The sequence below is a fragment of the Amycolatopsis roodepoortensis genome (assembly GCF_024628825.1).
Taxonomy (GTDB): domain Bacteria; phylum Actinomycetota; class Actinomycetes; order Mycobacteriales; family Pseudonocardiaceae; genus Amycolatopsis; species Amycolatopsis roodepoortensis.
Genome location: NZ_CP102415.1, coordinates 9,216,374 through 9,235,584 on the forward strand (window position 1 = coordinate 9,216,374; position 19,211 = coordinate 9,235,584).

16 protein-coding genes are annotated in these 19,211 nt (G+C 69.6%); 9 read left to right on the top strand and 7 right to left on the bottom strand.

The genetic code is table 11. The features are described 5' to 3' along the window. Position 1 precedes the first annotated feature (1 nt). Both NQK81_RS43980 and NQK81_RS43985 read left to right on the top strand, forming a co-directional pair. Positions 2 to 2,332, top strand: coding sequence for a RelA/SpoT family protein (locus NQK81_RS43980; protein ID WP_126734608.1), 2,331 nt, complete (start codon positions 2 to 4; stop codon positions 2,330 to 2,332). Between the two features lie 30 nt (positions 2,333 to 2,362). Next, positions 2,363 to 3,142 carry an enoyl-CoA hydratase/isomerase family protein gene (locus tag NQK81_RS43985; RefSeq protein ID WP_126734607.1) on the top strand — a complete coding sequence of 260 codons (780 nt, stop codon included), beginning with the start codon at positions 2,363 to 2,365 and terminating at the stop codon, positions 3,140 to 3,142. A gap of 80 nt (positions 3,143 to 3,222) precedes the next feature. On the opposite strand, the gene NQK81_RS43990 is transcribed toward NQK81_RS43985, so the two are convergent. Together NQK81_RS43990 and NQK81_RS43995 are read right to left on the bottom strand one after the other, a co-directional pair. Continuing rightward, positions 3,223 to 4,008: an aminotransferase class IV family protein gene (locus tag NQK81_RS43990; RefSeq protein WP_257486234.1), complete on the bottom strand. Its 786-nt coding sequence runs from the start codon at positions 4,006 to 4,008 to the stop codon at positions 3,223 to 3,225. 1 nt (position 4,009) lies between these two features. Continuing rightward, the gene (locus tag NQK81_RS43995) at positions 4,010 to 4,867 is read right to left on the bottom strand and encodes a peptidylprolyl isomerase (protein ID WP_126734605.1); all 858 of its coding nucleotides are present in this window, start codon (positions 4,865 to 4,867) and stop codon (positions 4,010 to 4,012) included. Positions 4,868 to 5,023: 156 nt separating this feature from the next. Between NQK81_RS43995 and NQK81_RS44000 the strand changes: the two genes are divergently transcribed. Together NQK81_RS44000 and NQK81_RS44005 are read left to right on the top strand one after the other, a co-directional pair. Next, positions 5,024 to 5,632 (top strand): MBL fold metallo-hydrolase, encoded by a 609-nt coding sequence (locus tag NQK81_RS44000; RefSeq protein WP_257486235.1) that lies wholly within the window; start codon positions 5,024 to 5,026, stop codon positions 5,630 to 5,632. After that, entirely contained in the window at positions 5,632 to 6,288 is a 657-nt protein-coding gene (locus NQK81_RS44005; RefSeq protein WP_257486236.1) for a hypothetical protein, read from the top strand. Before NQK81_RS44000 ends, NQK81_RS44005 begins: the two co-directional genes overlap by 1 nt. Before the next feature lie 168 nt (positions 6,289 to 6,456). Here NQK81_RS44005 and NQK81_RS44010 read toward each other — a convergent pair whose 3' ends face one another. From NQK81_RS44010 to NQK81_RS44020, 3 genes are all read right to left on the bottom strand, one after another. Next, on the bottom strand, positions 6,457 to 6,717 hold the full coding sequence (locus NQK81_RS44010; RefSeq protein WP_257486237.1) for a hypothetical protein: 261 nt from the start codon (positions 6,715 to 6,717) through the stop codon (positions 6,457 to 6,459). Between the two features lie 83 nt (positions 6,718 to 6,800). Continuing rightward, positions 6,801 to 8,222, bottom strand: a complete 1,422-nt coding sequence (locus NQK81_RS44015; protein ID WP_257486238.1) for a YibE/F family protein — start codon at positions 8,220 to 8,222, stop codon at positions 6,801 to 6,803. Between the two features lie 41 nt (positions 8,223 to 8,263). Continuing rightward, on the bottom strand, positions 8,264 to 9,241 hold the full coding sequence (locus tag NQK81_RS44020; RefSeq protein ID WP_034307757.1) for a GlxA family transcriptional regulator: 978 nt from the start codon (positions 9,239 to 9,241) through the stop codon (positions 8,264 to 8,266). A gap of 98 nt (positions 9,242 to 9,339) precedes the next feature. Here NQK81_RS44020 and NQK81_RS44025 point away from each other — a divergent pair, with 98 nt between their 5' ends. Then, positions 9,340 to 10,050 (top strand): DJ-1/PfpI family protein, encoded by a 711-nt coding sequence (locus NQK81_RS44025; protein WP_257486239.1) that lies wholly within the window; start codon positions 9,340 to 9,342, stop codon positions 10,048 to 10,050. Between the two features lie 86 nt (positions 10,051 to 10,136). Next, complete coding sequence (locus NQK81_RS44030) at positions 10,137 to 13,103, top strand: AfsR/SARP family transcriptional regulator (RefSeq protein ID WP_257486240.1); 2,967 nt, start codon at positions 10,137 to 10,139, stop codon at positions 13,101 to 13,103. Between the two features lie 175 nt (positions 13,104 to 13,278). On the opposite strand, the gene NQK81_RS44035 is transcribed toward NQK81_RS44030, so the two are convergent. Then, positions 13,279 to 14,397: an erythromycin esterase family protein gene (locus tag NQK81_RS44035; protein ID WP_257486241.1), complete on the bottom strand. Its 1,119-nt coding sequence runs from the start codon at positions 14,395 to 14,397 to the stop codon at positions 13,279 to 13,281. A gap of 466 nt (positions 14,398 to 14,863) precedes the next feature. Between NQK81_RS44035 and NQK81_RS44040 the strand changes: the two genes are divergently transcribed. The 3 genes from NQK81_RS44040 (at position 14,864) to NQK81_RS44050 (ending at position 17,728) form a co-directional block, all read left to right on the top strand. Continuing rightward, positions 14,864 to 15,721, top strand: a complete 858-nt coding sequence (locus NQK81_RS44040; RefSeq protein WP_126734598.1) for a helix-turn-helix domain-containing protein — start codon at positions 14,864 to 14,866, stop codon at positions 15,719 to 15,721. 69 nt (positions 15,722 to 15,790) lie between these two features. Next, entirely contained in the window at positions 15,791 to 17,299 is a 1,509-nt protein-coding gene (locus NQK81_RS44045; RefSeq protein ID WP_257486242.1) for a CYTH and CHAD domain-containing protein, read from the top strand. Positions 17,300 to 17,374: 75 nt separating this feature from the next. Beyond that, on the top strand, positions 17,375 to 17,728 hold the full coding sequence (locus NQK81_RS44050) for an STAS domain-containing protein (protein WP_257486243.1): 354 nt from the start codon (positions 17,375 to 17,377) through the stop codon (positions 17,726 to 17,728). On the opposite strand, the gene NQK81_RS44055 is transcribed toward NQK81_RS44050, so the two are convergent. Beyond that, positions 17,725 to 19,173: a DNA polymerase ligase N-terminal domain-containing protein gene (locus NQK81_RS44055; RefSeq protein ID WP_257486244.1), complete on the bottom strand. Its 1,449-nt coding sequence runs from the start codon at positions 19,171 to 19,173 to the stop codon at positions 17,725 to 17,727. The genes NQK81_RS44050 and NQK81_RS44055 overlap by 4 nt on opposite strands. Positions 19,174 to 19,211 lie beyond the last annotated feature (38 nt).

Here is a 19,211-nt window from a genome sequence, read left to right on the forward strand (position 1 = left end):
GGTGAGCCAAGAGCTCGATGCCGCGGTGTCCTCGAAGGACGGCACCGAGCAGAACGGTGCGGCGCGACAGGGGGCAGCGCCGACGCCGTCCGCGACGCGCCGCGTGCGCGCCCGCCTCGCCCGCCGGATCACCGCGCAGCGCGCCGCGCCGGTCAAGCAGGTTCTCGAGCCGCTCGCCGTCATCCACCGCGAGCTGCATCCCAACGCCGATCTCGCGCAGCTCCAGCGCGCCTACGACGTCGCCGAAGAGCTGCACCGCGAGCAGCGGCGCAAGTCCGGCGACCCGTACATCACGCATCCGCTCGCGGTCGCGACCATCCTCGCCGAACTCGGCATGGACACCACGACGCTGGTCGCGGCGCTGCTGCACGACACCGTCGAAGACACCGGCTACTCGCTGGAGAGCCTGAAGGCCGATTTCGGCGAGAAGGTCGGCGAGCTCGTCGACGGCGTCACCAAACTGGACAAGGTCAAGCTCGGCACGGCCGCCGAGGCCGAGACCATCCGCAAGATGGTCATCGCGATGGCACGCGACCCGCGCGTGCTGGTCATCAAGCTGGCCGACCGGCTGCACAACATGCGCACGATGCGCTTCCTGCCGCCGGAGAAGCAGGCCCGCAAGGCGCGCGAGACCCTGGAGGTCCTCGCCCCGCTGGCGCACCGGCTCGGCATGGCGACGGTCAAATGGGAGCTGGAGGACCTGGCCTTCGCCATCCTCCAGCCGAAGAAGTACGACGAGATCGTCCGCCTCGTCGCCGATCGCGCGCCTTCGCGCGACACCTACCTGCGCTCGGTGATCACCGAGCTGACCAGCAACCTCGAAGGCTCGCGGATCACCGCCAAGGTCGAGGGCAGGCCGAAGCACTACTACTCGATCCACCAGAAGATGATCGTCCGCGGCCGCGACCTCGACGACATCCACGACCTGGTGGGCGTGCGGATCCTGGTCGAGGACGTCCGTGACTGCTACGCCGCGATGGGCGTCGTCCACGCGCTGTGGCAGCCGGTTCCCGGCCGGTTCAAGGACTACATCGCGCAGCCGCGGTTCGGTGTGTACCAGTCGTTGCACACCACGGTGATCGGGCCGGACGGCAAACCGCTGGAAGTCCAGATCCGCACCTACGAGATGCACCGCACCGCCGAGTACGGCATCGCCGCGCACTGGCGGTACAAGGAGACCAAGGGCACCCACAATGGGAACGCCATGGACGTCGACGAGATGGCGTGGATGCGCCAGCTCCTCGACTGGCAGCGTGAAGCGGCGGACCCGGGGGACTTCCTCGAGTCGCTGCGCTACGAGCTCGCCTCGCGCGAGATCTTCGTGTTCACGCCCAAGGGTGACGTGATCACGCTGCCGGTCGATTCGACGCCGGTCGACTTCGCCTACGCCGTGCACACCGAGGTCGGTCATCGCTGCATCGGGGCCCGCGTCAACGGCAGGCTCGTCGCGCTCGAGCGCAAGCTGGAGAACGGCGAGGTCATCGAGATCTTCACCTCGAAGGCCGAGACGGCGGGGCCGAGCCGCGACTGGCTGCAGTTCGCCGGTTCGCCCAAGGCGCGCGCGAAGATCCGGCAGTGGTTCGCCAAGGAACGCCGCGACGAGGCGATCGAAGGCGGCAAGGAGGCCATCACCAAGGAGGTCCGCAAGGTCGGCCTCCCGATCCAGCGGCTGGTCTCCGCCGAGTCGATGGGCGCGGTCGCCACCGAGCTCCGGCATCCGGACATCAGTTCGCTGTACGCGGCCGTCGGCGAGGGCCACACCAGCGCGAAGCACGTCGTGCAGCGGCTGGTCGCGCTCATCGGCGGGGTAGACGAGGCGGAGGAGGAGCTCGCCGAGCGCGCGACCCCGTCCACGGTCACCCGCCGCCGCGGCTCGAACGACGTCGGCGTCGTGGTGAAGGGCGCCAGCGACATCTGGGCCAAGCTCGCCCGCTGCTGCACGCCGGTGCCCGGCGACGAGATCCTCGGTTTCGTCACCCGCGGCGGCGGCGTCAGCGTGCACCGGACCGACTGCACCAACGCCGACGACCTGCGGGCCCAGCCCGAGCGGCTCGTCGAGGTGGAATGGGCGCCGTCGGCGTCTTCGGTGTTCCTCGTCGCGATCCAGGTCGAGGCGCTGGACCGGCACCGCCTGCTTTCGGACGTCACGAAGGTGCTCGCGGACGAGAAGGTCAACATCCTGTCCGCGTCGGTCACGACGTCACGCGACCGGGTCGCGGTCAGCCGGTTCTCATTCGAGATGGGCGACCCGAAGCATCTCGGGCACGTGCTGAAGGTGGTCCGGGGCGTCGAAGGCGTTTACGACGTGTATCGGGTCACTTCGGCTTCGTGATCTTCGGTCGGTCCCGGTTAGAGTCCGGGCATGACTGACGGGTTCGAGTTCACTCGCGACGGCGAGGTCGCGCGGCTGACGTTCACCAGGCCGGAGAAGATGAACGCGATCACCTACGGGATGTGGTCGGCGATCCCGGACGTGGTGGCGCGGGTGGAGGCGGATCCGGCGATCAAGGTCCTCGTGCTGACCGGCGCGGGCGCGCATTTCTCGGCGGGCGCCGATATCAGCGAGTTCCGGGAGCTGCGCTCCACCGCCGACGCGGCCGAGACCTACGACAAGGCCGTCGACGGGGCCGTGGCGGCGCTGACGGCGTCGCGGAAGCCGACGGTCGCGATGATCCAGGGGAACTGCATCGGCGGCGGATGCCAGATCTCGGTCGCCTGCGACTTCCGCTTCGCCGCGGAGGGCTCGCGTTTCGGCATCACGCCGGCGAAGCTCGGGATCGTCTACCACTTCGACTCGACGCGGCGGCTGGTCTCGCTGGTCGGCCCGGCGCACGCGAAGTACTTCCTGCTCTCGGGTGAACTCGTCGACGCCCGCCGGGCGCGGGAGATCGGGTTGCTGAACGACGTCTTCCCGGCCGATGAGCTGGAGGCTTCGACCACGAAGTTCGTCGAGACGCTGGCTTCGCGTTCGCAGGCGTCGGTGCGCGGGATGAACCGGATCATCGAGAAGATCGTGGCGGGACAACAGGAATCCGATGCCGAGGTCGACGAGATCCGGCTCGGTGCCCTGCACGGTGAGGACTACGCGGAGGGAGTGGCCGCGTTCCTGGCGCGGCGGCCGCCGAAGTTCACCTACCGCTGAGCTCGCCGTGGTCGTGAGTGGCGTTTCGGGTTAGAACCCGAAACGCCACTCACGACCACCTGGACCGATCGGTCAGCGCGCTAGATCTCGTCCCAGGGGTTGCTTTCGTACGCCTCGGTGAGGATCCGCCCCGTCTCCGGAGCGAACGGCAGTACGACGTCGTCCACCGACGCCACCGGCCAGCCGACCGACTCCGAATTGGTCAGGAACATGGCGTCGAATCCCGGCAGATCGGCGGGGCGGACGTCGCGGATCTCTTGCGGTATCCCGTTTCGCTCGAGGCCGCGACGCACCAGCTGCTGGCTGATCCCGTCGAGCACCGGTGCCTGCGGCCAGACCACGGTGCCGCCGTCGAGGAAACCGACGTTCCAGATCGACGCCTCGCTGACCCGGCCCTGGTGGTCGACGAACAGCGCGTCGTCGTAGCCCGCCAGCTTCGCCTCGCGCGTGTGGTGGAGCAGCCCGAACGTGCCGACGTGCTTGACCTCGGGGAGAACCCGTTCGTAGCGCACGGATCGCAGGCGCAGCGGTGTCATCTCGTGCTCACGGGGCGGCCCGACGCGGACGAGGACGTCCGGTGCGGCCGGTGCGCCGGGATCGGACCAGTCCAACGCCCGGGAAAAGATCAGCACCCGTACGGACAACGCGTCTTCACCCCGGATCGCCTGCCGTACGTACCCGCGCACCGCCTCGGTGTCGAGGTCGTGGGCGAACATGCGCCGCGTGCTCGTCGCGAGACGGTGAAGGTGAATGTCGAGCCCGCGGACCTTGCCGTCGCGGACCTGCATCGCGGTGAAGTGGCCATAGCCGAACGCGCCCGCCAGGTCTTCCGACCGGGCGGGCGCGCCGTTGACTTCCAGCTTCACGTCAGGCGTTGACCGTGACGCCGGTGAACTTGACCTCGGTGTTGGGCGGGCCGGTGCCGTCGCCGTTGCCTGCCTGCGCGTTCGCGCCCGCCTTGGCGACCTTGTCGAGCACCTTCAGGCCCTCGTCGGAGATGCTGCCGAAGACCGAGTAGTCCGGGGACAGCTCGGCCTCGCCGTAGACCATGAAGAACTGGCTGCCACCGGAGTTCGGCTGCTGCGTCTTCGCCATCGCGAGGATGCCGCGGCCGTACTTGATCTCCTGGAACGCCTCGTCCGGCATGGTGTAGCCCGGGCCGCCCATACCGCTGGCTTCGGGGTCACCGCACTGCAGCATCTGCAGGCCGGTGGTGCCGAGCCGGTGGCATTTGGTGTCGTTGAAGTAGCCCTGCTGCGAGAGGCTGATGAAGCTCTGCACGGCGCACGGGGCGAGCGCCCGGTCGAGCGTCAGCGGGATGTCGCCCGCGGTGCTCTTCAGCACGACGTTCACCGTGCCGTTCGAGGAGACGTCCTTGCCTTCCGGCTTGTTCACCTTCTTCGAAGCCGGCTTGCTGGAGTCGTCCTTGTAGTCACAGGCCACCGGGTTCGCCAGCGGCGTCGGCCGCTTCGGCATCGGAGCGCGCTCCGTGGGGATGGTGACCTCGGGGGTCGGAGGGGCCGAGCTCGGGGAAGCGTCGGAGGCGGCATCGTCACCACTGTTGCTGCTGACGATCCACCACACCGCGCCCGCCACGATGGCGACGACACCGACGACCGCTACCGAGCCGACGATCCTGCGCCGCTTGGCCTGTTCGGCCCGTCGCACGATCTGTCGCTCGAGCTTGCGCTTCGCGGCTTCGCGGCGCTGCTGGTTGGTCGGCACCCGCCCTCCCGGTTTCCACTCGATGTCACACGTCTGAGGTAGCGGGAGTCTATTGGCACAGCCTGTGAGGCCCCCGTACAGGGGCCGCTAGGCTTACTTGATCGTGATCAGGGCCATCCTGTCACCTGTTCGGCGGAAGAACTGAGGAGGCGTTTCGTGCTGGTCGTCGGTTTTCCGGCAGGCCCCCTCGAAGCCAACTGCTACCTGCTCGCCCCTGAAGGCGGCGGGGAGTGCGTGATCATCGATCCCGGGGAGGACGTCGCCGGACCGCTCGCGGCCGCGCTTTCCACCCACGGCCTGACACCGGTCGCGATGCTCGCCACCCACGGCCACCCCGATCACGTCGCTTCGGCGGACGAGATCGGCGCGCGCCACGGAATACCTCTCTATCTGCACGAGGCGGACCGGCCACTGCTCGGCCGGGACGCCGGAGAACGGAAGGACGGGATCGTGCCACTCGCCGATGGCCCGCTCGGGCTGGCCGGACTGGAGATCACGGTGTCCGGTACACCGGGGCACACCGCCGGTTCGGTGGTGTTCGGGCTGACCTCCGCCGAGGGCGGCCGGATCGTGCTCACCGGGGACAGCCTGTTCGCCGGTTCGATCGGCCGGTCCGCCGGGGACGGGGACGAACTCGTGCGGTCGCTCGGTGCCAAGGTGATGACGCTGCCCGACGACACCGTCGTCCTCCCGGGGCACGGCCCGGCCACCACGATCGGGCAGGAGCGGGCGGGGAACCCGTTCCTGGCCGGGACGGGCGCGTGATGGCCGAGCCGACCGGGACCCCGGAGACCCCCGAACGTCTCCCGCTGTTCCACGACGACCCCAAGCTGCGCCGCAGGCGGGGCTGCTCCAGCGTCGTCGGCGTCGTGATCTTCGCGGCCGCGTTCGGCGGGATCGCCGGGCTGATCGGCGGTGAGATCGCCGGGCTCGTGGTCGCAGGCGTGATCGCGATACCGCTGCTCTACATCATGTTCTACAACCTGCGGCGCCGGGTGTGGCTCGAAGGCGACACGCTCATCGTGCGGACCTGGGGTGTGCGGCGGATCGACCTGACCGCGGCCGAGCGCATCGACCTGGTGATCAGCGACGTGCGCGGCACCCGGACGGTCAGCCTGCTGGTCAACGCGGGCAAACGCCGCAAGGTCGCGAAGGTCGACCTTGCCGTCTACTCCGGTGCGGGCGGCCGGGAGCTGGGCATCCTGCAACTGCGCAAGCTGGCGAACGCGCTGCTGAACAACACCGACGCGAACGGACTGGTGTTCTCGGAACTGCTGGTGGCGCAGCTGAAATCGGAGGCGCGCGGGGACGCGGCGGCGGAGCGCCCGCTCTACCGGCTGGCTTCGGCGGCGCCCGCCGGGAAGTACATCCAGCGGTTCACGATGGAGGCGGTCAGCCGGTTCGTGGCGACCCTGGACTGAGCCGCGCGGACGGCGCTCGGCCTCGCGAGTGGTTAGAACCGTCTTTACCACTCACGAGACCAGACCCGCTCGGTACCGGGATTCTGCGGGGTGCTCGTCCTGGTGGTCATGTCGCGAAAGCCACTTTCGAGACGTCTGATGTCCCGAAAGTGGCTTTCGCGACACCGGCTAGGCCTTCTCGGTGCGGGTCTCCAGCTTCTCCAGCCGCGCCTTGATCTCCTCCAGCTGGTAGACGATCTCCGGCAGCTCGCCCGCGGCGAAGGTCGCCAGCCGCTCCGAGTGCTTGAGCGTCGACCGGACGTCGTCGAGCGCGGCGGCGATCTTGGGTACCGCCTCGACGGCTTCCCACGCCGAGCCGAGCACGCGCCGCGCGACGGCGGTCAGCTGTCTGGGGACGGCGAACACGTCGAACATGGCCCCTCCGATCACGCGGCGAACCTCGGGTGCGGCCTCTTCGTACCCGACTCCGGCCCGTGATCGCGCGGCGGGCTCGCGCTTTGGGGCGCTTGTGGTTACAGGGACTCTTGGGGCTCCCGCGAGGCGATCAGCGCGGCCAGCACGGTGGTGACCGGGACCGCCGCGACGATGCCGACACTGCCGGCCAGCGTCCGGACGATCTCCTGCGCGATGTCCTCCGCGCCGAGGATCGAGCCGAGCCCGACCCCGGAAAGCGACGTGTACAGCAGCACCGGCAGCGCGGCGCCCGCGTACGCCATCACGAGCGTGTTGACCGCCGAGCCGACGTGGTCGCGGCCGATCCGCAGGCCCGCGCCGTACAGCTCACGCCAGCCGAGCGACGGGTTCGCGCGCCGGAGCTCCCACACCGCGCTCGTCTGCGTCACCGTGACGTCGTCCAGCACACCGAGCGCGCCGATCACGACGCCCGCCAGCAGCAGGCCGCGCGCGTCGATCCCGTGCCCGAGCGAACCGATCAGCTGGGAAGTGCTGTCGTCGAGCCCGGTCAGCGACGCCGCGGCCGAGAAGATCGCGGACAGGACGCCGATCAGGACCAGGCTCACCAAGGTGCCCAGCACCGCCACCGACGTTCTCGCGGACAACCCGTGCGTCAGGTACAGCGCGACGAACATGATCGCGCCCGCGCCCGCGATCGCCACCAGCAGCGGGCTTTCCCCGGCGAGGATCGACGGCAGCACGAAGAACGCCAGTACCAGGAAGCTCAGCCCCAGCGCGACCAGCGCGGCGAGTCCCCGCCAGCGGCCCAGCACGATCACCGCGAGCGCGAACAACCCGGCGAGCAGCAGCAACGGGGTTCCGCGCTGGAAGTCGACGATCTGGAACGACGCGGGGTTCGCGACGTCGCCGCCGTTGTAGGACAGCACCACGTCGTCGCCCGCGGCGAACCGCGGCGTGCTCGGCTCGATGGGAAGCGTGAGCTTCAGCGACTTCCCGGTCCCGGGGCCGTCGGTCATCGTCAGCTCGCTGGTGAGACACGGCTTCGCGTCCGGCGGCGGCTCGCCGACCTGCACCTGCCCTTCGGCGAGGCACGGGCCGGTGATCGTCCCGGTGATCGTCGCGTTCACCGGTGTCCCCTGGGGAAAGACGCTTTTCGCCGGATCCCCGCCCCACGGGTAGAGCACGATCATCCCGACGACCGTGGCGGCGGCGAGCGGGATCAGCAGCCACATCAGCAGGAGCCGGACCCGGCGCGACGCCGGTGCCGCCGTCCCGTGGCCGTGCGAATGCCCGTGACCGACCGGCGGTTCGGGCTTTGATTCGGGCTTGGGTTCCGGGGCGCGACGCCGGCCCGATTCCGCCTGCCGCGGCCGCTGGGCCGGAGGACGGGGGCGCCGTGTCCCCTCGGGCGGCGGAGTCCGGCGCGGCGAACGGGACGTTCCGGGCGAACGATCGGACGGGGCGTCCGTGACCCGGCGAATCGGGCCGGTGTCGTCGTCGGAGATGTCGCGGCGGTTCACCCGCACATCCTCCACAGTCGGCGGCGCGCGCCGCACACGGCCTAGCCGAACGCCTGCCGAAGGTGGACACGGCGATAGGCCGAAGGCGGGGTGTCGAAGTGATCGAGGAAGGCCTGGCGCAGTGTCTCGGTCGAACCGAAACCGCAGCGTCTCGCGATCGAGGTCAGCGGAAGTTCGGTGCCGCACAACAGTTTCGCCGCGTTCTCGGTCCTCGCCGCCCGCACGTACCTGCTCGGCGTGGTGCTCAGATGCGCGTCGAACAGCCTGGTCAGCTGCCGGGTGCTGATCCCGGCCCGTTCGGCGAGGACGGCGGTGCCGAGATCGCCTGCCAGATGTTCCGCCACGTACGCGGTGATGTCGCGGACGAGCCGGTTCTCCGGCGGCGGGCCGGACAGGAACATGCTCACCTGGGCCTGGTTGCCCGGCCGCTGCAGGTAGGTCACCAGCATGCGGGCGACCTCCCTGGCCACACTCGGGCCGTGGTCGGCCTCGACGAACGCGAGGGTGAGGTCGATCCCGCTGGTGACACCCGCCGCCGTGTAGACGTTGCCGTCGCGCACGTACAAGGGCACCGGATCGACGTTCACCTGCGGGTAGCTCGTCGCGAGCCGGTTCGCGAACCGCCAGTGCGTGGTGGCGCGCCGCCCGTTGAGCAGCCCGCACGCGGCGAGCACCGTGGCGCCGGTGCACACCGAAGCGACGCGGCGGCTTTGCTGCGCGAGCCTGCGGACGTGCGTGACGACCCTCGGGTCGGCGGCGGCCGCCTCGTGCCCGGTGCCGCCCGCGACGATCAGCGTGTCCAGTTCGCCGGTCACCTGGTCGAGCCGGTGCTGCGCCTGCAGCGTCAGCCCGGACTCGCAGCGGATGCCGCGCCCGTCGACGCTCGCGAGCATGATCTCGTACCCCGGCTTGCCGCCGAGTTTGGTCGCGGCGTCCAGGACGTCCGACGGACCGGCGATGTCGAGCAGCTCGGCGTTGCTGTAGCCGACGATCAACACTCGTCTGGGTGAACCCGGCATGATCGAACGCTACCAGTAGTGCCCGGCCGTCGGACGTTGTTCGCAGGAATCCGGACATCGGGGCCACCACGGTCCCGCGCCTGCGACACCGTTGTCCCATGACAGACGACAAGAAGACGATCGCGTTCGTGGTATACCCGGGGATGACCCCGCTGGACATGGTCGGTCCGCTGACCGTGCTGGACGGGATGGCGAGCACGGCGCAGGAGTACCGGACGGTCGTGGTCGGTGAGACGAAGGACGCGGTCACCACCGACAACCCGCTGAAGCTCGTGGCGACCCACACCTACGACGAAGTCCCATCGCCGTACGCGCTGCTCGTGCCCGGCGGCGCCGCGCCGACGCTGAAGGCGCTCGCCGACGAGAAACTGGTCGGATACCTGCGGACCGCCGGGGCGAACGCCGAACTCGTGACCTCGGTGTGCACGGGCTCGCTACTGCTGGGACAGGCCGGACTGCTGAAGGGCCGCAAAGCCGCGACGCACTGGATGTTCCGTGACCTGCTGGGCGCTTTCGGCGCGGAGCCCGTCGCCGAGCGCTGGGTCGAGGACGGGAACGTGATCACCGCCGCCGGGGTGTCGGCGGGGATCGACCTCGCGCTGCATCTGGTCGAGCGGCTCGTCGGCACCGAGATCGCCAGGACGATCCAGTTCGTCATCGAATACGACCCGGAGCCGCCGCTGGGCCCGCTCGACTGGTCGAAGCGGCCGTACGGGGATCTCAAGCCCCTGCTGGAGCACACGCTGAACGAGGCACTCGCGGACGAACCCGCGCTCCGGGACAAGCTGCTCGCGCACACCGGGCAGTAAGAGGCGGCCATCCGGGTGAGAAGTCGCTGTCACGGGGACGGCACCGGGTTACATTCTGGGTCATCCGTCCAGGTGATAGGTGGTTCGTGGAGTTCAAGGTGCTCGGCCCGCTCGCGGCCTCGGTCCCGCTGCCGTCGGCGGCTCAGCCCCGCCGGGTGCTCGCGGTGCTCCTGGCCCGGCCGAACGAGTTCGTCCACCGGGACACCCTCGTCGACGAACTCTGGCCGCAGGGGCCGCCGTCGAGTGCCGCCGCGGTCGTGCAGATGGCGGTTTCCAAGCTGCGCAAGGCGTTGTCGCCCGGGGTGCCGGTCGACGACGTCGGCCAGCGGCTGCGGTCCGGCCGGAGCGGTTACCGGCTGACGGTGTCGGACGGAGAACTGGACGTCACCGCGTTCTCCGAACTGACCGCCGCGGCCGCGAAGGCGACCGGAGCCGAGCGCAGGGTCTTGCTCGAACAGGCACTGGGGTTGTGGCGTGGGCGGGCCTTCGCCGACGTGCCGGTCGGCCCGTTGGTGGAGGCGCACCGCCTGTGGCTCGAAGACCAGCGGAGTTCGGCACTGGGCAAGCTCGTGGAGCTGGAACTGGCGGCCGGTGACCACAAGGCGGTCGCCGACAGGCTGGGACCCGAACTGGCCGCCCGGCCGGGTGACGAGCGTCTGGCCGGGTGGCTGGCCGAGGCGCTGCACGGGCTCGGGCGGCGGGACGCGGCGCTGGCCGTCCTCGACCGATGCCGTCAGGCGTTGTGGGAGCACGCCGGTGTCTCGCCGGGGGAGGAGCTGCTCGCGGCCCATCGCCGGATCACGGGCACCGGCTGGTCCGCGGGCGGCGCGCCGTGCCGTCTGCCGCCGGCGACGCCGGATTTCACCGGCAGGGCCGGGGAACTGGCGGAGGTGGGACGCGCGCTGCGCGGTCCGGCGCCGGTCGTGCTCCATGGAGCGGCGGGGTCGGGGAAGAGCGCGCTGGCCGTCCAAGCCGCGTGGCGGGTGCGCAAGCGGTTCCCGGACGGGCAGCTCGTCGGCGATCTGCGCGACACCGGCGACGTGCTCACCGGGTTCCTCCGCGCGCTCGGCCTCGCGGATGAGGAGATCCCCACCGAGCGGGCCGGGCGGATCTCGTTGTGGCAGAGCCACACCGCGGACCGGCGGCTGCTGGTGATCCTCGAGAACTGCCGGTCCGAGGCCGAGGTGAGGCCGTTGCTGCCGACCGGGCCAGGCTGCGCGGCGATCGTCACCACGCGGCGGCGGCCGGCCGGGCTCGTCGGCGCCAGATTCGTCGAAGTCGGCGCGCTGTCCGACGCGGAGTCGCGGGACCTGCTCGGCGCGATCGCCGGTGAGGCCCGGTTGTCCGCCGAACCCGACGCGGTCCGCCGGGTGCTGACCCGGTGCGACGGTCTCGCGCTGGCGGTGCGGGCAGCGGGAATGAAGCTGCTGCAGCGGCCGCGGCTGAGCGTCGCCGAGTTCGCGGCGCGCCTGGAGAACGAGCGCCGGCGCCTCGACGAACTCGCCGCCGGTGACCTCGGCGTCCGCCCGGTGCTCGCCGATGCCCTCGCCGAGCTGTCGCCACGGCAACGGAAATCCTTGCGGTTGCTCGGGTTCCCCGGCGCCACCGAGTTCGCCGGCTGGTTCGCGGCGGCGATGCTCGGCCGATCGGAAGGCGAGGCGGCCGAACTGCTCGACGAGCTGGTGGACGACCACATGCTGCACGCCGAGCCCGATCGAATGGGCGTCGTCCGGTACCGGCTACCGGCCCTGACCAGGCTCGCGCTCCGGGAACCGCCGGATCCCGGAGCCCTTCGGCGTGCGCTGACGGCCATGGCGGCGTTGGCCGAACACGCGTTGGCGGCCCTCGGCGCCGAGTACCCGCCGTCTCGGCGCCCAGACGTCCCGGCGGCGGTTTCGGATCGCGTCGCGGCCGACCCGATCGGCTGGCGTGACACGGAAAGGGCGAACCTCGCGCTCGCCGTCCGGACCGCGAAGAACCACGGCTGGACCGAGCTGGCCATGCGGCTGGCCGACGCCTACAGCGATCTCGTCGGCCCGGCGAAAGGCGGATCCCCGGCCTGGCTCGGGTTCGGCATCGTGCGCGACCGCGTCGATCTCCCAGCCGAGGCGGGGAAGCTGCTCAAGCTCGGGCATGCCCACGCCGACGCGGGGGATCTGGCGCGGGCGCGGACCTGCTTCTCGCTGGCGGAGACCAGGTTCCGCTCCGTGGGTGACCATCCCGGCACCGGGTCCGCGCTCATCGCGCTCGCCGACGTCGACGCCGACACCGGGCGGACCGGTGCGGCGGTCCACGCGCTGAGGGAGGCACTGGACCTGTTGCGGGACTGCGGTGACCTCGCCGGGCAGGCGATGGCGTCGGCGCAGTTCGGCTCGTTGTGGGACGACCTCGGCGATTTCCGGCGGGCGCAGGAATGTTTCGACGCGAGCCTGATGCTTTCGCTCCATTGCGAGGACGGGCGGCAGCACGACAGGTCCGCCAAACGCTACGCCGACGTCCTGCGCCGCAACGGCCGGATGGACGAGGCGGGCGAGCTGCTGACCAGCGCGCTGATCGGCACGCGCAGCTCGCGGGAACGCCACTGGGAGGCGCACGTCCTCCGGAGTTTCGGCGATCTCCACGCGAAGGCCGGCGACGCGGGGGAGAGCGAACGATGCCTCGCGCGGTCGCTGGAGCTGTTCGAATACGTCGGACACCGGCATGCGGCCGCGTACACGCACCGGAGCTTCGGCGAGTCGTTACGCCTGGCGGGTGAACACGGCCGCGCCGCCGAGCACCTGAACCTGGCGATGAGCACCTTCCGTGAACTCGGCGACCGCCGGGGCGGTGGATACGCCCTGCTCAGCTTCGGGCGGCTGCGGGCCGACGAAGGCGTCGCGTCCGAAGCCGCCGACGGGCTCCGGACCGCGGCGGGGCTGTTCCGTGAACTGGGCTTCCCGGTGTGGGAATTGCGCGCGCTCAAGGATCTTTCCGCCGTGGACCAGAGCGGCCGCCAGCGGGACCGGGCTCGTGAAGCCTTGACGAAGATCCGCTTCGGGGCGACTCCGGCATAGCCCGGTGGACCACCGCCGGCCGCGGCGTTTGGCGAAGTTATGGCACCGGCGTGTTGACTCCTGCTCAAGTGAGCGGACTTCGCGCCGCCCCGGATTCGCGGCACTGGGGGTGGCGGCGCGTGCTCGTGGCCGGGTGACGCCTTCCGAGGGCAGGAGGCGTCACCCGGTTCGACGGCTAGGCCCGGACGTGCAGGATCGCGTCCGCGTCGGTCAGGATCCCTTGGTCGAGCGGGAAGTAACCCTGTCGCGGGATGGGGTCGGTCCGGACGCTCGCAGGCGGGATCTCGGACGCGGTGAGCAGGGCCCAGTCCGTGGTGACGTGCTTCTGCAGAAACCCTTCGTAGGTATCGGGTTCCGGCTCGTCGAGCGCTATGGCGTCGCTTCGGCCGAGGCTGGTCGCGACGAAGACGTAGCGGTCACCGAGCAGCGGGGCCACCAGCGCGCCGGCGGGGAACCAGGTGGTCTCCGTCCCCGCCACCCGCATCGTGCTCGCCTGGCGGCGCAGGTGGAGATTGTGGGCGAAGACGAGCGTCCTGCCCCGGACGGCTTCGGTGGCGCGGATGTCCAGCAGGTTCCGCGCCATGATGGCGTCCCTGGTCGCGACGAGGGGTGCGTACCGCTCGTGCGGCTCCAGCGGTTCGGCGCATTGCCGGTGGTAGCGCAGCAGATCGATGCCGGCCATGAGCTGGATCTCCGCCCGCGACCAGTCGTCCGTGACCGGCTCCGGTTTCCGGGAGCGGAGCGCGGCGAGCAGATCGGCCGCGATCGCGCGCAGCCGGTAAGCGTCGGCCGAGGCACCAGGTGACGAAGCCGCGTCCATGACGGCTTCGGTGCGGCTCCAGCGTTCGTCGTCGCCCGCCGGGCCCGCGATGTCGACGTCGATGCCCAGGAAGTCGCGGGCGTACTCGAGGTAGGGCCGCGGACTGGGCGCGGAGGTGTTCTCGGTCTGGGTGTCGAAGCCGTGGAACGAAAGCCGCTCTTCGGAAGGCCGGTTCTCGTTGAACTCGCGCATCCAGGCGATCAGTCGCCTGTTCGCCTCGACGGTACCGAAGACGTGCGAGAAGCCTTCGCTCATCGCGAGGTCGAGAGTCCCGGTGCCGTCGCGGACGAAGTCGTTCGCGACGAGCGCGGCGACGCGATCGGTTTCGAGGGCGATCGAGCGGAAGCCGCGGTCGACCAGCTGGGCGAACAGTGTGTTGCGGACGTCCGCGAAGACCGGGGTCGCGTGCGTCGGCTCGCCGAGGGCGAGCAGGTCGCAGGAGGGGGTCACGAAGTCTCGGATGTCTTGACTCATGAGGTTCAAGCGTATCGTTGATGCTTCGGTTGAAACTTAGGGCGAGGTCTCTTGCTAGATACTCGCGAAAGTCTCAAACAGGACGTCAGGTGCCGGACCTCGCGCGAGCCAAGCGCCCGCCCCGACTCCTCGCCACCGGCGCCCGCGTCGCGAAAGCCACGTTCGCGACGCCTGATGTCCCGAAAGTGGCTTTCGCGGCACGTTCGGCTGGCGGAAGCCCGCGATGGCCCCCGACGCTGGACCGCACCAGGCCCCCGGGTGCCGTGCCGCAAGAAAAGCACTTCCCGGACAACTCGCCCCCATTCCATTCGTCCGCTATAAAGTTTAAGAACGCTTCGCGCGCGAAGGTGCTTCGCTTGCGAAGTGGCCCTTCGCGGAAATGCGCGAGCGCAAGTTATCAGCAGTTGAGGTGAATCACCGCGTGGCAATCACCGCGCGGCCGGAGTTCGGCCCTAGTTTTGCCCGCATGGTTGAGAAGGATTCGACGGCGCGGACCCGGGAACTGGGCCACCGCATGAAGGCGTTCCGGCAGCGCAGGCACTTCAGCGGAGCCGACGTCAGCCGCCGTAACGGCTGGTTGCAGAGCAAGGTCACGAGGTGGGAACAAGGGCTGCGCGAGCTGTCCGTGGTGGACGCGGCGCTGTATCTCGCGACCTGCGGCGAGGCGGAGCCCGAGCGTGACCTGCTGCTGGAACTGACCCAGCCCGGCGGAGACCTGTACTGGGTTCGGCCGTACTTCGACGAACTCGTCGATCCGATGAAATCCCTTGCTATCCAAGAGAATCTCGCACACACACTGGTGCGCTACGAGTCGCTGACCCTGCCAGGGCTGCTCCAGACCGAACAGTACGCCCGCACCGCCTTCGAGCTGATCGGCAACCGCGATCAGGCACAGCTGGATCAGGTCGTGAACGCCAGGATGGAGCGGCAGCGGCTGCTGCAACGCGATCGTCCGCCGCGGTGCCGGTTCTACGTCCACGAGCGCGCGCTGCGGTCGGTCGTCGGCGGCCCCCGGATCATGCACGAGCAACTGCTGCACCTCGTCCTGTCGGCGAACCTGCCGTATTGCTCCATTCGTATCGTCCCGGAAAGCGGCGGCGTCGGCACGGTGCTCGAGAATTCTTTCACCATCATGGAATTCACGGAACATCCGGCGGTGGTGTACACGGATTCCTATGCGGCCGGGGTGTTCATCGACGACCGGGTGGCGGTCGAGGCCTACTATTCCCTTGTCGCGAGACTGGAAAGCGATACCCTCACCGAGGAGAGGTCACGGCAAACGCTCGCCGAATGGGCGGACCGGTACGACCGGATGGAGGAGTGAACCGTCCGAGGTTTCCCGCGGGCACTTCCGGGGGTAATCCTTCCGGGTAGCCGAAAGAAGGAGTTCGTGGTGACGAAGACGCAGGGTGGTGCCCCGGTCGCCGAGACGGAGATCGAGCGGAAGTACGACCTGGCGGCCGACCGGCCCATCCCGCCGCTGGTTCCGATCGGCCCCGTGACGAACCAGGCCGAGCCGAGGGTCGACGTCCTCGACGCCACGTACTTCGACACCTCCGACTTCCGTCTCGCCCAGGCCGGCATCACGCTGCGGCGGCGGCTGGGCGGGAGCGACGAGGGCTGGCACCTCAAACTCCCGGTCGGGGAAGACCGGCGTGAAGAACTCCGCCTCCCGCTGGCGGGCAAGCCGGACAAGGTGCCGGGTGCGCTGGCGAAGCTGGTCCGGGCGCACACCCTCGGCGCCAAACTCGTCCAGGCCGCGCATCTGCGAACCGAGCGCACTTCGTATGCCCTGCTCGACGCCGGAGGCCGCGAGGTCGCGACGCTGACCGACGACGTCGTCACCGGGGAAGCGGGCGGGGAGAAGGCGCATCTCGACCGCTGGCGGGAGATCGAGATCGAACTCTCACCCGGTGCCGATCCCGAAGTGCTCGACAGTTTGGACCACGCGGTCCTGGAAGCGGGGGCGGAGCGGTCGCGCTGGCCGTCGAAGCTCCGGCGCCTGACCGACGAGCTCGTGCCCTCCGCGAGGGGGAAGTCGGGTTCGGTGCTGGCGGATTACCTCGCCGCGCAGCTGGACGCGCTGCGACGCAACGACATCGGGGTCCGCCGCGACGCGGAGGACGCGGTGCACCAGATGCGGGTCGCGAGCAGGCGGTTGCGCAGCGCGCTGCGGACGTTCCGGCGCTCCCTCGATCCGGACGTCGCGGACGGGCTGACCGCCGAACTCCGCTGGCTCGCGGGTGAACTCGGGCCGGCGAGGGACACGGAGGTGATGTCGGCGCGCCTGCACGACGAGGTCAAGGCGCTGCCGGCCGAGCTGGTGCTGGGCAACGTCGAGCAGCTGATGACGCGGCACTTCGCGCGCGAGGCCGAAGAGGCCAAGGCACGGGCGATCCGGGCGCTCGACAGCAAGCGGTACACGGAGCTGTTGCGAGCACTGGAAAAGCTCGTCCGCAAACCCCGGAAGATCAAGGACGGCAAGAAGGAACTGCGCAAGGCGGTCGCTCGGTCGAGCCGGAAGCTCGGCAAGGCCGTCGCCGCGGCACGCGAGCTGGAGCCCGGCGCGGAGCAGGACGCCGCACTGCACGAGGTGCGCAAGAAGGCCAAACGAGCCAGGTACGCGGCGGATACGGTCCGGCCGGTATCCGGTCGGAAACTTCGAAAATGGCGAAAGAACGTCAAGGCGGTGCAGTCCACGCTCGGTACGCATCACGACATCGTGGTCACCCGGGACGTCCTGCGGCTTCTCGGCCTGCGCGCGTACGCCGAGAACGAAAACGCTTTCACCTTCGGGGTTCTGCACGGCCGCTCGATCGCCGCGGCCGAGTCCGCGCACCGGCGCTTCACCGGAGAATGGCAAGACTTGGGTAAAGGTTCCCGCCCGAAATGGCTCAAATGAGGTAGCCCGGGTTGACCTCTCGCCGTCGCCGAGTACCGTCGAGGGAACTTGGTGGTCTGGAGAGAGGCGCCCCCAATGTTGCCTGGCCAGCGCGTACCCGGCGAAGCGCCGCCCCTGGCCGTGACCACCAGCCGCCGCAAGGACGGCGTCCTCGTCCTCACCGCGGTGGGGGAGATCGACGCCGCCACGGTCGGCCGGTTCCGCACCGAGCTCAGCGGTGCGTGTGGCAAAGGAAAGCACGTGATCCTCGACCTCTCCGGTGTCCGCTTCCTCAGCTGTGCCGGGCTGCAGGCGCTCGAGGAGGCGAACGCGGTCTCACCTCGGTTCTCGGTGATCGTGAAGACCGCTTTGGTGTCACGGATCCTGGACGTCAGCGGGGTCGGAGCCGATCTCGACGTCCGGTGGGACCTCGAGGACGTGCGCGTCTAGTCCCGGCCGCCGTCGAGCTCCACCTCGGCGGCCGTGACGTCCGGCAGCAGGCCGCGCCAGCGCGGATTGCGCAGGCAGCCCGCGTCGGTCCAGCCGCCGAAGACGACCTCGCCGACGATGATCGGCCGCGACCAGCGCGCGTCCCGCGCCTGTTTGTCCGGGACGGAGTGGAACGGGGATGTCTTGCGCTCCAAGCGGTACAGCCGCTGGGAAAGCTCCGCCAGTTCGTCGCCCGCGAAGCCGACACCGACGTTTCCGATGTACCGCAGGCCATCCCCGTGCGGGACGCCGAGCAGCAACGAGCTGAACGTGTCCGCCCGGCTGCCGCCACCCGGCCGCCAGCCGCCCAGAACCACCTGCTGCACCAGGGTTCCGGTGATGGAAAGCCATTCCCCGGTGCGCCTGCCCGGGTGGTACGCGGAGCCGGCCCGTTTGGCGACGATGCCGGCGAGCCCGTGTTCGCGGGCGGCCCGCGCGACCGCGCCGCCGTCCCCGAGGTAGTACCGAGGGACCTGCCAATGCGACCCGGCGAGCCCGAGTTCGTCGAGGAGTTCCCGTCGTTCGACATAAGGCGTCTCGACACAGGAGCGGCCGTCGAGATGCAGGAGATCGTTCACCAGGTAGAAAGCCGGATACCGGGACGTGAGCCGCTTCGCGGAACTCTTCGTCGCCCGTGCGCGGTGCCCGAGCCCTTCCGGACTCGGCTTCCCACCGTCGAAGACGACGATTTCCCCGTCCAGAAACGCTTCCGTGGCACCGAGTTGCTCACCGAGGCCGCGGAATTCGGGAAACAGCCCGGTGACGTCGTCCCCGGAATCGTCGTAGGCGGTGATCCGTCCGCCGGACACCCGGATCAGCGTCCGGCGCCCGGACCAGTCGAATTCGTAGGCCCAGTCCGCGTCTTCACTCGTCGACGGAAGCCGCCCCGGTTTGCTCAGCATCGGGGCGAGGAAGGAGGGGAGTTCCGCGCGGCCGGGATCGGCCGGGTCGAGCCTTTTGAGCAGCCAGCCGTTGTCCCTGCCGTCCTTCTTCACGTTGAGGAACAGGTATTTCCCGCGTGCTCGCTCGCCGTGGAAGACGACTTCGACCTTGTGGTCGTTGAAGTGCAGCGTTTCGTACCGGCCGGTGTCCCAGATCTTCATGGTGCCGCCGCCGTATTCGCCCGCGGGTATCTCGCCTTCGAAGGTGAGGTATTCCATCGGGTGGTCTTCGGTGTGCACGGCGAGCCGTTCGAGATCCGGTGACATCGGCAGGCCCTTCGGCACCGCCCAGGAGACGAGCACACCCTCCCGTTCGAGGCGGATGTCCCAGTGCAGGCTGCTCGCGTGATGTTCCTGGATGACGAAGAGATCGTCGGACCCGGTGTCCCCGTCGCGATCCGGGAGAGGTTCGGGAGTTCGTCCCGGTTTGCGCTTACGGCGGTATTCGCCGAGTTTCTCCGCCATGGCCGGCCAGCGCACCCCTCTTTCGGATCGGGTCCCGC

What these genes read in the sequence shown, in the direction of transcription:
- NQK81_RS43985 (WP_126734607.1), top strand. Translation starts at nt 2,363, where the DNA reads ATGACTGACGGGTTCGAGTTCACTCGCGACGGCGAGGTCGCGCGGCTG.
- NQK81_RS44025 (WP_257486239.1), top strand. Translation starts at nt 9,340, where the DNA reads ATGACAGACGACAAGAAGACGATCGCGTTCGTGGTATACCCGGGGATG.
- NQK81_RS44020 (WP_034307757.1), bottom strand. Translation starts at nt 9,241, where the DNA reads ATGCCGGGTTCACCCAGACGAGTGTTGATCGTCGGCTACAGCAACGCC.
- NQK81_RS44050 (WP_257486243.1), top strand. Translation starts at nt 17,375, where the DNA reads ATGTTGCCTGGCCAGCGCGTACCCGGCGAAGCGCCGCCCCTGGCCGTG.
- NQK81_RS44035 (WP_257486241.1), bottom strand. Translation starts at nt 14,397, where the DNA reads ATGAGTCAAGACATCCGAGACTTCGTGACCCCCTCCTGCGACCTGCTC.
- NQK81_RS44040 (WP_126734598.1), top strand. Translation starts at nt 14,864, where the DNA reads ATGGTTGAGAAGGATTCGACGGCGCGGACCCGGGAACTGGGCCACCGC.
- NQK81_RS44055 (WP_257486244.1), bottom strand. Translation starts at nt 19,173, where the DNA reads ATGGCGGAGAAACTCGGCGAATACCGCCGTAAGCGCAAACCGGGACGA.
- NQK81_RS44005 (WP_257486236.1), top strand. Translation starts at nt 5,632, where the DNA reads ATGGCCGAGCCGACCGGGACCCCGGAGACCCCCGAACGTCTCCCGCTG.